The 12,958-nt window shown below is 63.2% G+C and carries 12 protein-coding genes and 2 pseudogenes; 7 read left to right on the top strand and 7 right to left on the bottom strand.

Going from position 1 to position 12,958, the window contains the following annotated elements; all coding sequences use genetic code 11:
* Nucleotides 1-12: 12 nt before the first annotated feature.
* From V5B40_RS03760 to V5B40_RS03755, 3 genes are read left to right on the top strand one after another with little or no spacing between them, the layout of a single operon-like run.
* The gene (locus tag V5B40_RS03760) at nucleotides 13-651 is read left to right on the top strand and encodes a serine/threonine-protein kinase (RefSeq protein WP_332353302.1); all 639 of its coding nucleotides are present in this window, start codon (nucleotides 13-15) and stop codon (nucleotides 649-651) included.
* Nucleotides 542-817, top strand: a complete 276-nt coding sequence (locus V5B40_RS25115) for a hypothetical protein (RefSeq protein WP_434735837.1) — start codon at nucleotides 542-544, stop codon at nucleotides 815-817. The genes V5B40_RS03760 and V5B40_RS25115 overlap by 110 nt, the downstream gene beginning before the upstream one ends.
* Nucleotides 814-1,392, top strand: a complete 579-nt coding sequence (locus V5B40_RS03755; protein ID WP_332353301.1) for a hypothetical protein — start codon at nucleotides 814-816, stop codon at nucleotides 1,390-1,392. The genes V5B40_RS25115 and V5B40_RS03755 overlap by 4 nt, the downstream gene beginning before the upstream one ends.
* A 45-nt stretch (nucleotides 1,393-1,437) precedes the next feature.
* On the opposite strand, the gene ettA is transcribed toward V5B40_RS03755, so the two are convergent.
* Both ettA and V5B40_RS03745 read right to left on the bottom strand, forming a co-directional pair.
* Nucleotides 1,438-3,102, bottom strand: a complete 1,665-nt coding sequence (ettA, locus tag V5B40_RS03750; RefSeq protein WP_332353300.1) for an energy-dependent translational throttle protein EttA — start codon at nucleotides 3,100-3,102, stop codon at nucleotides 1,438-1,440.
* A gap of 282 nt (nucleotides 3,103-3,384) precedes the next feature.
* A complete protein-coding gene (locus tag V5B40_RS03745) occupies nucleotides 3,385-4,164 on the bottom strand; it encodes a ferredoxin--NADP reductase (protein ID WP_332353299.1) in 780 nt (259 codons plus the stop codon).
* 99 nt (nucleotides 4,165-4,263) lie between these two features.
* Here V5B40_RS03745 and V5B40_RS03740 point away from each other — a divergent pair, with 99 nt between their 5' ends.
* Nucleotides 4,264-5,190, top strand: a complete 927-nt coding sequence (locus tag V5B40_RS03740) for a LysR family transcriptional regulator (protein WP_332353298.1) — start codon at nucleotides 4,264-4,266, stop codon at nucleotides 5,188-5,190.
* 91 nt (nucleotides 5,191-5,281) lie between these two features.
* Here V5B40_RS03740 and V5B40_RS03735 read toward each other — a convergent pair whose 3' ends face one another.
* Together V5B40_RS03735 and V5B40_RS03730 are read right to left on the bottom strand one after the other, a co-directional pair.
* Entirely contained in the window at nucleotides 5,282-7,621 is a 2,340-nt protein-coding gene (locus V5B40_RS03735; RefSeq protein ID WP_332353297.1) for a DNA translocase FtsK, read from the bottom strand.
* A gap of 52 nt (nucleotides 7,622-7,673) precedes the next feature.
* Nucleotides 7,674-8,384: a Crp/Fnr family transcriptional regulator gene (locus V5B40_RS03730; RefSeq protein WP_332353296.1), complete on the bottom strand. Its 711-nt coding sequence runs from the start codon at nucleotides 8,382-8,384 to the stop codon at nucleotides 7,674-7,676.
* 163 nt (nucleotides 8,385-8,547) lie between these two features.
* Here V5B40_RS03730 and trxB point away from each other — a divergent pair, with 163 nt between their 5' ends.
* The 3 genes from trxB to V5B40_RS03715 all read left to right on the top strand — a co-directional run bounded on the left by trxB (nucleotide 8,548) and on the right by V5B40_RS03715 (nucleotide 10,146).
* On the top strand, nucleotides 8,548-9,513 hold the full coding sequence (gene trxB, locus V5B40_RS03725) for a thioredoxin-disulfide reductase (RefSeq protein ID WP_332353295.1): 966 nt from the start codon (nucleotides 8,548-8,550) through the stop codon (nucleotides 9,511-9,513).
* Between the two features lie 71 nt (nucleotides 9,514-9,584).
* Entirely contained in the window at nucleotides 9,585-9,818 is a 234-nt protein-coding gene (locus V5B40_RS03720; protein WP_332353294.1) for a hypothetical protein, read from the top strand.
* A gap of 19 nt (nucleotides 9,819-9,837) precedes the next feature.
* Nucleotides 9,838-10,146, top strand: coding sequence for a Smr/MutS family protein (locus V5B40_RS03715; protein WP_332353293.1), 309 nt, complete (start codon nucleotides 9,838-9,840; stop codon nucleotides 10,144-10,146).
* Nucleotides 10,147-10,169: 23 nt separating this feature from the next.
* Here the strand turns inward: V5B40_RS03715 and V5B40_RS03710 are convergent, their stop codons facing one another.
* The 3 genes and pseudogenes from V5B40_RS03710 to ppa form a co-directional block, all read right to left on the bottom strand.
* Complete coding sequence (locus V5B40_RS03710; RefSeq protein WP_332353292.1) at nucleotides 10,170-10,508, bottom strand: P-II family nitrogen regulator; 339 nt, start codon at nucleotides 10,506-10,508, stop codon at nucleotides 10,170-10,172.
* An 85-nt stretch (nucleotides 10,509-10,593) separates the two neighbouring features.
* Nucleotides 10,594-12,205 (bottom strand): annotated as a pseudogene (locus V5B40_RS03705) (NAD+ synthase).
* Between the two features lie 63 nt (nucleotides 12,206-12,268).
* A pseudogene (gene ppa, locus V5B40_RS03700) lies at nucleotides 12,269-12,815 on the bottom strand (inorganic diphosphatase).
* Nucleotides 12,816-12,958: the final 143 nt, after the last annotated feature.

The raw sequence follows: 12,958 nt of genomic DNA, 5'->3' as shown, positions 1-12,958 counted from the left end.
AGTGGCCAGGCCATGACTATCCCGGAACGCATCGGCAAGTACGAAATTCGTCGCGAGCTCGGCAAGGGCGCGATGGGCACGGTTTACGAGGGTTTTGACCCGGTCATCGAGCGCCCGGTAGCGATCAAGACGATTCTTGCCGAGTACCTGGCGAACGTCGAAGTGGATTCGGCGGTGATGCGCTTCAAACGCGAGGCGCAAGCCGGAGGCAAGCTGCATCATCCGGGAATCGTCGGCGTCTACGAGTTTGGCGAGGACGAGAGGATGGCGTTCATCGTCATGGAGTACGTGCAGGGGAAGGAGCTGCGCAAGCTGATGCGCGAGCGCGGGCGCTTCGAGTTGATCGACGTTTTCGAGGTGATGAAGCAACTGCTCGCCGCGCTCGACTATTCGCACAAAAGCGGCGTCGTGCACCGCGATATCAAGCCCGGCAACCTGATGGTGCTCAGCGGCATGAAAATCAAGGTCATGGACTTCGGCGTCGCCAGGGTCGAGAGCGTCGCTTACCCGGGTTGGCTCGGTGGTCGGGACGCCGACGCACATTGCCCCCGAGCAGCTGCTCGGTCTGCCCACCGATGGCCGCTGCGACCTCTGGGCGGCCGGGGTGATCCTCTACGAGCTGCTTACCGGGTGCGGGCCGTTTGTCGCTGAAACGCCGGTCACGGTGATGCATAAGGTCCTGCACGTCGACCCCGCGGCGCCGTCGTCGATCGTCGCTTCGCTGCCGCCGGCCTTCGACGCGTCGTCGCGCGCGCACTGGCGAAAAAGCCGGACGAGCGCTACCAGAGCGCGCGCGACTTCGCTGGCGCCCTGGTGAGCGCTTTCCTGAAGAGCCGGCCGGGGAGCGCAGCCGGGCAAACGGCGGAGAAACCCGCGCACAGCGTTGCCGTTGACAGCGCGCCGGCGGCGCCACAGATGACGCTGCCCCCGGAAACTCTGGCCGAGATCGAGTCGTCGCTGGTCAAGTCTATCGGCCCGCTGGCCAAGCATCTGGTGCGCAAGAGTGCCTCGCACGCCAGGAGCGTCGAGGAATTCAACTCCGAGCTGGCGGACAATATTCCCGAGGGTAGCGAGCGCTTTGAATTCCTCAAGCGCATCGAGCGGCTGGAGAAAGCACCGTCTGCGTCGATCCCGCCAGTAGCCGCCAAGCGCCCACGACAAGCGCGACCGTCCTGCCGACACCACAGCAGCCCAGACGGCCGCGTCGTCTTCGACCCGGTGACGCTTGCCACCGCCGAGAAGCGCCTCGCGCAGTACGTCGGGCCGCTCGCCAAGGTGCTCATCAAGCGGGCGGCAAACGATTCCGGCGACCTCGGGGAACTGTACCGAAAGCTCGCCGAACATATCGACTCGGAGCCCGAACGCCGCGACTTCCTCAAGGGTCTCGGCTAGCAGCGCTTAGCCGCGGGCGTAGCGCCTGCTGCCCGCAGCTGCCAGCTAGCGCGTGATCGGCTTGTAGCGAATCCGCTTCGGCTTGGCGGCCTCCGCGCCGAGGCGGCGGATTTTCTCTTCCTCGTACTCGTGGTAGTTGCCGTTGAAGAAGGACCATTGCGATTCGCCTTCGCAGGCCAGGATGTGCGTGCAGATGCGGTCAAGAAACCAGCGGTCGTGTGAAATGACCAGCACGCTGCCGGCGAATTCGAGCAAGGCGTCTTCGAGGGCGCGCAGCGTTTCGACGTCGAGGTCATTCGACGGCTCGTCGAGCAGCAGGACGTTGCCGCCGGCGATCAGCGTCTTGGCCATGTGCAGGCGACCGCGCTCACCGCCGGAGAGCTGGCCGACCCGTTTTTGCTGATCGGAACCCTTGAAATTGAAGCGGCCGATGTAGGCCCGCGCCGGCGTTTCGTACTTGCCGACGGTGAGCACGTCGGCACCCCCCGAGATCTCCTCGAAAACGGTCTTCTCGCCGTCCAGGCAATCACGGCTCTGGTCGACGTAGGCGAGTTTGACCGTGCTGCCGATCTCGACTTCGCCGGAATCCGGGGTTTCGGCGCCGATCAGCATCCGGAAGAGGGTGGATTTGCCGGCCCCGTTGGGGCCGATGATGCCGACGATGGCACCGGGCGGGACGCTGAAACTGAGCTTGTCGATCAGCAGGCGGTCGCCAAAGGACTTGCTGACCTCCTTGAACTCGATCACCTGCTTGCCCAGCCGCTCGCCGACCGGGATGAAGATCTCCTGCGTTTCGTTGCGCTGCTGGTATTCGACGCTGCTCAGTTCGTCAAAGCGTGACAGCCGTGCCTTGCTCTTGGCCTGTCGTGCTTTCGGGCTTTGCCGTACCCATTCCAGTTCCTGTTTCATGGTCCGGATGCGGCCGGCTTCCTGCTTGGCCTCGGTTTCCAGGCGCGCTTCCTTCTGCTCCAGCCAGCTCGAGTAGTTGCCTTTCCAGGGAATGCCCTGGCCGCGGTCGAGTTCGAGAATCCACTCGGCGGCGTTGTCGAGGAAGTAGCGGTCGTGGGTGACGGCGACCACCGTGCCCGGGAAGCGCACCAGGAACTGTTCGAGCCACTCCACCGATTCCGCATCGAGGTGGTTGGTCGGCTCGTCGAGGAGCAGCATGTCCGGCTGCGAGAGGAGCAGCTTGCACAGCGCGACGCGGCGCTTTTCGCCGCCGGAGAGTTTGCCGATCTGCGCGTCCCAGGGGGGCAGGCGCAGCGCGTCGGCGGCCAGTTCGAGCTGGCTGCCGACGTCTGAGCCGGCAGTGGCCAGGATCGCCTCCAGGCGGGCCTGCTCCTCGGCGAGCTTGTCGAAATCGGCGTCGGCTTCGCCGTAAGCGGTGTAGACCTCTTCCAGCTTCGCTTGCGCCTGGAAAACCTCGCCCAGGCCGGATTCGACTTCCTGGCGGACGCTCGCGTCCGGGTCGAGCTCGGGCTCCTGTGCCAGATAGCCGATCTTGAGGTTGGGCATCGGCGTTGCTTCGCCGATGATGTCGTGGTCGAGGCCGGCCATGATGCGCAGAACCGTGGATTTGCCCGAGCCGTTGAGACCCAGGAGGCCGATCTTGGCGCCGGGGAAGAAGGAGAGCGAGATGTCTTTGATGATCTGGCGTTTGGGCGGGACGATCTTGCCCACGCGGTTCATCGTGAATACGTATTGAGCCATGGCCTTGCGTGTCAATCCGGAGGTGGAAAAGCGGTCGGCAGGCGCCCGCTGAATGGCGCCCGAAAGGCGCAAGTCTACCCGAGACTGACGGCCAGTGGCCGGCAAGCTGTCAACGGCGATGCAATTGAAAGGGCATCGTTACAGCCGCGCCTGTGTAGCAGCGCATAGCATCCGTGCGACTTTCGTGCGGGGCAAAGCCTGGGCGTCGCGCCAGCATCGCCCTTAGCCCCTCGCCCCTGGTGGGAGAGGGGTTGGGGAGAGGGGGCCTTGTTCTTGCCGCGATTACTTCTCCACAAAAGCCCGCTCGATCACATAGTCGCCCTGGGCGCCAATGTGCGGCGAGACTTCGAATCCGCGGCTATCGAGCAACTGGCAACAATCCTTGAGCATTGCCGGGCTGCCGCAAAGCATGGCGCGGTCGCGTGCGGGGTCGAAAGGCGGCAGGCCGATGTCGGAAAACAGGCGGCCACTATTGACCAGGTCGGTGATCCGGCCCTGATTGCGAAACGCTTCGCGGGTCACCGTCGGGTAGTAGATCAGCTTGTCGCGCACCAGATCGGCGAAGAACTCGTGCTGCGGCAACTCCTTCTCGATGAAGTCGCCGTAGGCCAGATCGCGCTGCCAGCGAACGCCGTGGATCAGCACCACTTTCTCGAAACGCTCATAGGTTTCCGGGTCCTGGATAAGACTGATGAATGGCGCCAGACCGGTGCCGGTCGATAGCAGGTAGAGGTTCTTGCCGGGGCGCAGATCGCGCAGCACCAAGGTGCCGGTCGGCTTGCGGCTGACGACGATCTCGTCGCCGATCGCCAGGTGCTGCAGCTTCGAGGTCAGCGGGCCATTGGGCACCTTGATGCTCAGGAACTCGAGGTATTCGTCATGGTTGGCGCTGGCGATGCTGTAGGCGCGGGTCAGCGGGCGCCGCTCTTCCTGCGGCAGGCCGATCATCACGAATTGACCATTGATGAAGCGCAAGCCGGGGTCGCGCGTGGTGCGAAAACTGAACAGCGTGTCGTTCCAGTGATGGACCGAAAGGACTTGTTGGGCGGAAAAGGTGCTCATCGTTCTTGACCCCAGTGTGCGGTTGATGAGCTCATGGTATTTCCCTGTGTTATATTTGTAAAACAGATTTTCTCAATAAACTATATCTAAACTGTAGATATGCGATTCACTTTGCGGCAGATCGGGGTTTTTGTGGCGGTGGCTCGGCACGAGAGCGTTTCGCGTGCCGCCGAGGAGCTGTCGCTGTCGCAGTCAGCGACCAGCACGGCGCTCGGCGAACTCGAGCGGCAGTACGACACGCAGCTCTTCGACCGCTTCGGCAAGGCCCTGCGCCTGAATGAGCTCGGGCAGGCGCTGTTGCCGCAGGCCGTCGAGCTGATCGAGCGCGCGGCGGCGATCGAAAGCAGTCTTGAAGGCCACGCCGGCTACGGCAAGCTGCAGATCGGTGCGACGCTGACCATCGGCAACTACCTGGCGACGCTGATCGTTGCCGACTTCCTCACCCGTCATCCCGAGAGCAGCCTGCATCTGAAAGTGCACAACACGGCGACGATCGTCGACCAGGTGGCGCGCCACGAACTCGATCTGGGTCTCGTCGAAGGCAGTTGCCGGCACCCCGAACTGATCGTCGAACCGTGGGTGGCCGACGAGCTGGTCGTCTTCTGCGCGCCCGCGCACCCGCTGGCCAAACAGGCGTCGGCGACGCTGGCGGAACTGGCCGACGAGGCCTGGATCGTCCGCGAGCCCGGCTCCGGGACACGCGAGACCCTCGATCAGGCGCTGCGCCATCAGCATTCGCCGCTCAAGGTTCGGCTGGAGCTCGAGCACACCGAAGCCATCAAGCGCGCGGTCGAGTTCGGCCTCGGCATTGGCTGCATTTCGCGCCTGGCGCTGCGCGAGGCTTTCCGGCGCGGCAGCCTGGTGGCCATCCAGACGCCCGAACTCGATCTGCAGCGGCATTTCCATTTCCTCTGGCACCGCCGCAAGTTCCAGACCGCAGGCATGCGCGAGTTCATCAGCCTGTGCCGAGCGATGACCGCCGGCGTCGAGCGCAGCGATCAGATCGAGTGGTCGTTCATTCCTTGAGGGCACCCAGGCACAAAAAAGCCGCCCAAAGGCGGCTCAGGTGCGCACAGGCTGCGCAGTAGCCGGGTCGGCCGCAGCGGGGGTCGCGCCATCATTCGCCTTCCTTGCGGGCCAGGACTTCGCGGCCGCCGCGGGCGTCCATGGCGGAAACCAGCCCGGCTTTTTCCATGGCTTCGATCAGTCGCGCCGAGCGGTTGTAACCGATGCGCAGGTGACGCTGGACGAGTGAAATGGACGCTCGCCGGTTCTTGAGCACCACTTCGACCGCCTGATCGTAGACCGGGTCGGCTTCGCCATCGGTATCGAGGCCGCCGCCTTCGCCACCGCCATCGCCGTTAGCGTCACCAGCGGCGCCGGTCAGCACGTCTTCCAGATAGTCGGGTGCGCCTGCCTTCTTGAGATGGTCGACCACGCGATGCACTTCCTCGTCGGCGACGAAAGCGCCATGGACGCGCGTCGGATAGCCGGTTCCCGGGGCCAGGTAGAGCATGTCGCCCTGGCCGAGCAGGGCTTCGGCACCCATCTGGTCGAGAATCGTGCGTGAGTCTATTTTCGACGACACCTGGAACGAAATGCGGGTCGGGATGTTGGCCTTGATGAGGCCGGTGATCACGTCGACCGACGGTCGTTGCGTTGCCAGGATGAGGTGGATTCCCGAGGCGCGCGCTTTCTGCGCCAGGCGGGCAATCAGTTGTTCGACCGTCTTGCCGGCAACCATCATCAGATCGGCGAGTTCGTCAATGACGACAACGATGTGCGGCAAAATCGACAGGGGCTCCGGGGTATCCGGGGTCAGCGAGACCGGGTTGCTGAGCTTTTCGCCATTCTTCTCGGCGTCCTTGACGCGCTGGTTGAGTCCCGCCAGATTGCGCACCCCGATCGCCGACATCAGCTTGTAGCGCTTGTCCATTTCCGCGACACACCAGTTGAGGGCGTTGGCGGCCTGCTTCATGTCCACCACCACCGGTGCCAGCAGGTGCGGGATGCCTTCGTAGATCGACAGTTCGAGCATCTTGGGGTCGACCAGGATCAGCCGCACCTGGTCCGGCTCGGCCTTGTAGAGCAGCGACAGGATCATCGCGTTGATACCCACCGACTTGCCCGAGCCGGTGGTGCCGGCGACCAGGAGATGTGGCATCTTGGCGAGATCGACGACCACTGGCTGGCCAGCGATATCCTTGCCGAGCGTCATCGTCAGTGGCGAGTGCATGTCGTTGTATTCCTTGCTGGCGATGATTTCCAGCAGGCGCACCATCTGTCGTTTCGGGTTCGGCAGTTCAAGCGCCATTGACGACTTGCCGGGGAGTGTTTCGACGACGCGCACCGAGACCAGCGACAAGGAGCGCGCCAGGTCCTTGGCCAGATTGAGAATCTGCGCGCCCTTGACGCCGACTGCCGGCTCGAATTCGTAGCGCGTCACGACCGGCCCGGGGTAGGCCGCAGTGACCGTGACTTGAACGCCGAAATCGGCCAGCTTGCGCTCGATCAGGCGCGAGTTGTACTCGAGCGTCTCGGGACTGACGCGCTCACTTTGCAGCGGCGCCGGTTCGAGCAGGTGCAGGGGCGGCAGCAGGCCGCCGCTGACCGCCTCGGGGAACAGCGGTGCTTGCCGTTCGCGGTCGATCCGCTTCTCGACTTTCGGCGGCAAGGGCGCGCCAGCGATGACCGGTTCGCGCCTTTCGATCAGGATCGGCTCCTGCGTCTCGACGCGCTTCTTCTCGACCTCGACGACGGCTTCGCGTTCGCGAGCGACTTCACGGCCGATGCGGCGGTCCTGCCAGCGCTCGAAGACGCGGTGGACGGCCAGTACCGCACGTTCGAACAGGGCACCGATGCCCTCGGCGGCGGCGAGCCAGGAGACGCCGGTGAAGATGCTCCAGCCCAGAGCGAGCAAGGCGGACAGCGCCAGCGTCGCGCCCGTGTAACCGAGATTGCGGACCGTGAAGGCCGCCAGTTCGATGCCGATCATGCCACCCGGTCCGATGGGAAGCGGTGCCTTGAGCGTGTAGAAGCGCAGGGTTTCCAGGCCGCTGCTGGCAACGATCAGTACCAGAAAGCCGGCCAGGGCGATGTACAGCGGCCGCCGATCGACGGGTCGCTGCCGGTTCAGACGTCGGTAACCCCACCACACGAAGACCAGCAGCAGCACAATCCACCACCAGGCGGAAAGGCCGAAAATGTAGAGCATCAGGTCGGCCAGCCAGGCGCCACTGCGGCCGGCCGGGTTGTGCACCGTCGTCGTGTAGACGGCGTGCGACCAGCCCGGGTCGTCGGGGTTGTAACCCCAGAACGAAAGCGCCAGAAAGCTGGCGATAACGATCAGGATCAACCAACGCGATTCCTCGAGGAGGAGCGCGATTTTCTCGGGCAAGGGACTCGGCGTTCGCGCGGTATAGGAGATTCGGCCGGCAAGTTTGTTCAGTAAAGCCATCGGGGCGATTGAATGCTTGGTGAGTGGTAAGTGTGCTTGCTTTGTCTGGGTCTTACGGACGGGCAGCGGCCGCGTTCGGGGCCGGCACGCGCTTTTCAAGGATCACGATGCGGCCATCTTCAACGCGGAAGTATCCCTGATTCTCGAGATCCTTCATTACCCGGCTGACCATTTCACGCGAGGCGCCAATCATCTTGGCGATGTCCTGTTTGGTCAGGCGACGGCGGATGATGCGTTCGCCACGCTCTTCTTCCGAGAAGTCGAGAAGCAGCTTGGCGACGCGGCCGTAGACGTCCATCAGGGCCAGGCTCTCGATATTGCGGTCGGCCTCGCGCAGGCGCTGGACGAGGCTCTTCATGATATTCAGGCAGAGATCGAAGTTCTCGGCCAGGCAACGCTTGAAGTCGTTCTTGGTGATCACCAGCAATTCGCAGGTCTCGGTGGACATCACGTCAGCCGAACGCGGGCTGCCATCGATCAGCCCCATTTCGCCAAAGAATTCACCTGGACCAAGCAAGGTAAGAATCACTTCGCGTCCTTCTTCGTCGCTGTTGAGCACCTTGGCGCCACCGCTGATCAGCACGTAGAGCGAGTCGGTGCTGTCGCCCGCGCGAACGATCGTCGTCAAGCGAGGAACGCGGCGCTGGAAGGCGACTTTGGCGATCTGTTCGAGTTGCGCATCGGGTACACCGGCAAAAATCGGAATGCTGTGCAGCAAAGTCAGGCTTGGTCCTCGCCTGGGCTGCTCGACCTGAGTGTTCATGAGGCATTCTCTCGTCAAGTGAAGTGATTTCTATCAATGGCTTGCGCGGCGATTATAAGGCACTTTGCAGGATTCCCAAGCAAACGCGCGACAAACTTGGCGGCAGAACGTGCGGCGTTGCCGGTTATAATTTTTGCGTCACCCACTACCAGAGCCCATAACAATGACCGACGCAACCCGCCACTGCCGCCTGCTGATCCTCGGCTCCGGCCCTGCCGGCTATACGGCAGCCGTCTACGCTGCCCGCGCCAACCTCAAACCGGTGCTGATTACCGGCTTGGCGCAGGGTGGGCAGTTGACGACGACGACCGACGTCGACAACTGGCCGGCCGACGCGCACGGCGTGCAGGGCCCCGAGCTGATGCTGCGCTTCGAGGCGCACGCGCGTCGCTTCGACACCGAGATCATTTTCGATCATATTCATACCGCCAGGCTGACCGAAAAGCCGCTGACGCTGATCGGTGACTCGGCTACCTATACCTGCGACGCACTGATCATCGCCACTGGCGCTTCGGCGCAGTATCTCGGCCTGCCGTCCGAAGAAGAATACGCCGGTCGCGGCGTTTCCGCTTGCGCGACCTGTGACGGCTTCTTCTACCGCGAGCAGGCGGTGGCGGTCATCGGCGGTGGCAATACCGCTGTCGAAGAGGCGCTGTACCTGGCCAACATTGCCAGCCACGTCACCCTGGTGCACCGCCGCGACAAGCTGCGCAGCGAGAAAATTCTCCAGGACAAGCTGTTCGCCAAGGAAAAAGCCGGCAAGATCAGCATCCGCTGGAACTGCACGCTTGAGGAAGTGCTCGGCGATCAATCCGGGGTCACCGGCATGCGCATCAGGGACAAGCTGACCGGCAGCGCAGAGGACATTCCGCTGATGGGCGTGTTCATCGCCATCGGTCACCAGCCGAACACCGAGCTGTTCGCCGGCCAACTGGAAATGGCAGGCGGTTACCTGATTACCCAGTCGGGACTGAAGGGAAATGCCACGGCGACGTCGATCCCCGGCGTCTTTGCTGCTGGCGACGTGCAGGATCATATCTATCGGCAGGCGTGCACCTCCTCGGGCAGCGGTTGCATGGCCGCGCTCGATGCCGAGCGCTATCTCGACAGTCTCGGCCTGGCTGGCTGAGGCCTCGCGGCGTCGTCTACGACTCTCCCTGCGCGAGGGGGTAGCGGCCGGCGCCAACAGGGCTTTTTGCAATGACTCAGCAACAGCAACCGAGCAGCGAGGATTTGGCCGCTTTTCTGGCCGCGGTTGACGGCGCGACACCGCTGTCCAAGCCCGATCGGGTAAGCTTTGAAGCACCGAAACCCAGCCCACGCCCGCGTCAGCGCGAGCGCGACGAAGCGGCGGTGCTCGGCGAGCTGCTGCACGCGCCCTTGGCCATCGACGACTGGCTCGATCTCGGCGAGCGCCGACTCCTTCCTGCGTAGCGGGCTGCCGCGGACATTGTTGCGTGACCTGCGCAGAGGCCGCTGGAGCATCCAGGAGCATGTCGATCTGCACGGCATGAACCGCCATGAAGCGCACGAGCAGGTGAGCCTTTTTCTCGCCGAATCACTCGCTTCCGGCAGGCGCTGCCTGCGCATCGTACACGGCCGTGGCCACGGTTCTCCGGGTCGCGAAGCGATCCTGCGCCAGCTGGTCAAGGTCTGGTTGGGTCGCAGCAAGGATGTGCTGGCATTCTGTCACGCGCCGCCCTGCGACGGCGGCGATGGCGCCCTGTGGGTGCTCCTGAAAGCGGCTAGCAAGCGGCGCTGATGTTTCTCCGCTCAGCATGTTCCTCAGATCGCCGATTCGTCGAGTTCGCCGGTGCGAATGCGCACCACCTGCTCGACCGCCGTCACGAAAATCTTGCCGTCACCGATCTTGCCGGTGCGCGCCGCCTTGACGATGGCGTCGATGGCGCTTTCGACGACGGCGTCCGAAACAACGATCTCGATTTTCACCTTGGGCAGAAAATCGACCACGTATTCGGCGCCGCGGTAGAGTTCGGTGTGTCCTTTCTGGCGACCGAAGCCTTTGACCTCGGTCACGGTCAGGCCGGTGACGCCAATTTCCGACAGGGCTTCGCGTACTTCATCGAGTTTGAATGGTTTGATGATGGCTTCAATTTTTTTCATGGCCTTTGCTCCCGGGAAAGTCGTAAAGAAATGCTATCAGAAATAGGGCATCGATAAGTGATCACTGCGATCATCGCGCCGACGATCAGTAAGGGTCGCGGTAGCGATTGGTGATCGGATAGCGCCAGTCCTTGCCGAAACCACGTTGCGTGACGCGAATCCCGATCGGTGCCTGGCGTCGCTTGTACTCGCTGATCTTCAACAGATGCACGACGCGCCGCACGTCGGCTTCGGCGTAGCCGCTGGCGATGATTTCGCGCGGACTGATGTCTTTTTCCATGTACGCGGCAACGATCGCATCGAGCACTTCGTACGCTGGCAGGCTGTCCTGATCGGTCTGGCCGGGCTTCAACTCGGCCGACGGCGGACGGCTGATGATCAGCTCGGGAATCACCGCGGAGCGCGTGTTGCGCCAGCGCGACAAGCGGTAGACCCAGGTCTTGGCGATGTCCTTGATGACGGCAAAGCCGCCGGCCATGTCGCCGTACAGAGTGCAGTAGCCGACTGCCATCTCCGACTTGTTGCCGGTGGTCAGGACCAGCGAACCGGTCTTGTTGGAGAGGGCCATCAGAATCATGCCGCGGATTCTGGCCTGGAGATTTTCTTCGGTGGTATCCGCGGGCAGGCCGGCAAACTGATCCTGCAGCAGGCTGGCCATGGTCTCCATCGCCGGCGCGATGCCAATTTCGTCGTAGCGTACGCCGAGCAGGCGGACCATTTCGCGGGATTCCGAAAGGCTGATCGCCGCCGTGTACGGGGAGGCCATCATCACCGCGCGCACGCGGTCGGCACCGAGTGCGTCGACGGCGATGGCCAGCGTCAGGGCCGAATCAATGCCTCCCGAAAGGCCGATGATCGCGCCCGGGAAGCCGTTCTTGCCGAGGTAATCACGCACGCCGAGGACCAGCGCCTGATAGACCTCGGCTTCGATGCACGGCGCGGCAACGATGGTCCCTGGCTGTGGCTCGCCGTCGACGATGTCGACGATGGCCAGTGCTTCCTCGAACTGCGGTAGTTGGCAGCAGAGCCTTCCCTGCGAGTCGAGAACGAAGGAACCGCCGTCGAAGACCAAGTTCGTCCTGGCCGCCGGCGAGGTTGGCGTAGATCACCGGCAGGCGGGTACTGGCGATACGCTGGCGGAGGACTTCGGTACGCCGCTCGCGTTTGCCGATGTGATAGGGAGAGGCGTTGAGGACCAGCAGGATCTCGGCGCCCGCCTGGCGGGCCAGATCGGCGGCGCCGGCTTCCCAGACGTCGGCGCAGATATTCACGCCGCAGCGCACGCCCTTGAGCGTCAGCACGCACGCACCTGCGCCGGAATCGAAATAGCGTTCTTCGTCGAACACCTCGTAGCTCGGCAGCCGCTGCTTGTGGTAGGTGGCGACGCGCCGCCCGTCGCTGATCAGCGTCGCCGCGTTGTAGCAACGGTCGCCGTGCCGTTCCGGATGGCCGACGAGAACGGCGATTCCCGTGAGCCTGGCGGTCAGGGCGTCGAGCTCGCTCGCGCAGGCGGCGCAGAAATCCTCGCGTAGCAGCAGATCTTCGGGCGGGTAGCCGCAGAGCGCCAGTTCCGGCGTCAACAGCAGATCGGCTCCTTGCTCTCTGGCGCGTTCGGCAAAATCGAGGATACGCGCCGCGTTGCCGGCAAAGTCGCCGACGGTGGCGTTGATCTGGGCAATGGCAATCTTGAGCGGCATGGGCGCAGGCATCAGCGAAAGGGGCGCTTGCGCGCCCCTTGATCAAAGAAAGGATAAAACCGCTCAGTAGTTCGGTTTGTCTTTGGCATCATTGAAGCGCTGCACGCCTTCCATGATTTCCTTCTTCGCCTCGTCGACGCCCAACCAGCCGGCGACCTTGACCCACTTGCCGCGTTCGAGGTCCTTGTAGTGCGCAAAGAAATGCGCGATCTGATCAAGAATGACCTGTGGAAGTCGCGCGGCGACTCGATGTCGCGATACATTTGCGTCAGGCTGTCCACCGGAACCGCCAGCAGCTTGCCATCCTGTCCGGCCTCGTCTTCCATGGCCAGCATGCCGATCGGCCGGCAGCGAACGACCACACCAGGCGGCAGCGCGAACTGGGTGATGACCAGGACATCAACGGGTCGTCGTCACCGGCAATGGTGTGCGGGATGTAACCGTAGTTGCAGGGGTAGTGCATGGCGGTCGACATGAAGCGATCGACGAAGACCTGTCCGCTTTCCTTGTCCACCTCATACTTCACCGGATCGGCATGCATCGGGATTTCGATGACGACGTTGAAATCATTCGGGAGTGCTTTGCCCGAGGGCACGCGATCTAGGCCCATGTAGGTTCTCTCTGCTGGTTGTGGGAGGGGCCATTATACGCGCCAAAGTTGCGGCTGGTGTTTCCCGAAGACATTGGCGTAGCGCTTACTGCCCCACCGTGGCAGGACGCTGGCCGCGGCACCGTCCAGGCGGGAGTGCGCCC

Source organism: Candidatus Accumulibacter meliphilus (assembly GCF_036625345.1).
GTDB classification, from domain to species: Bacteria; Pseudomonadota; Gammaproteobacteria; order Burkholderiales; family Rhodocyclaceae; genus Accumulibacter; species Accumulibacter meliphilus.
This window is presented reverse-complemented; position numbering and strand designations above follow the sequence as displayed.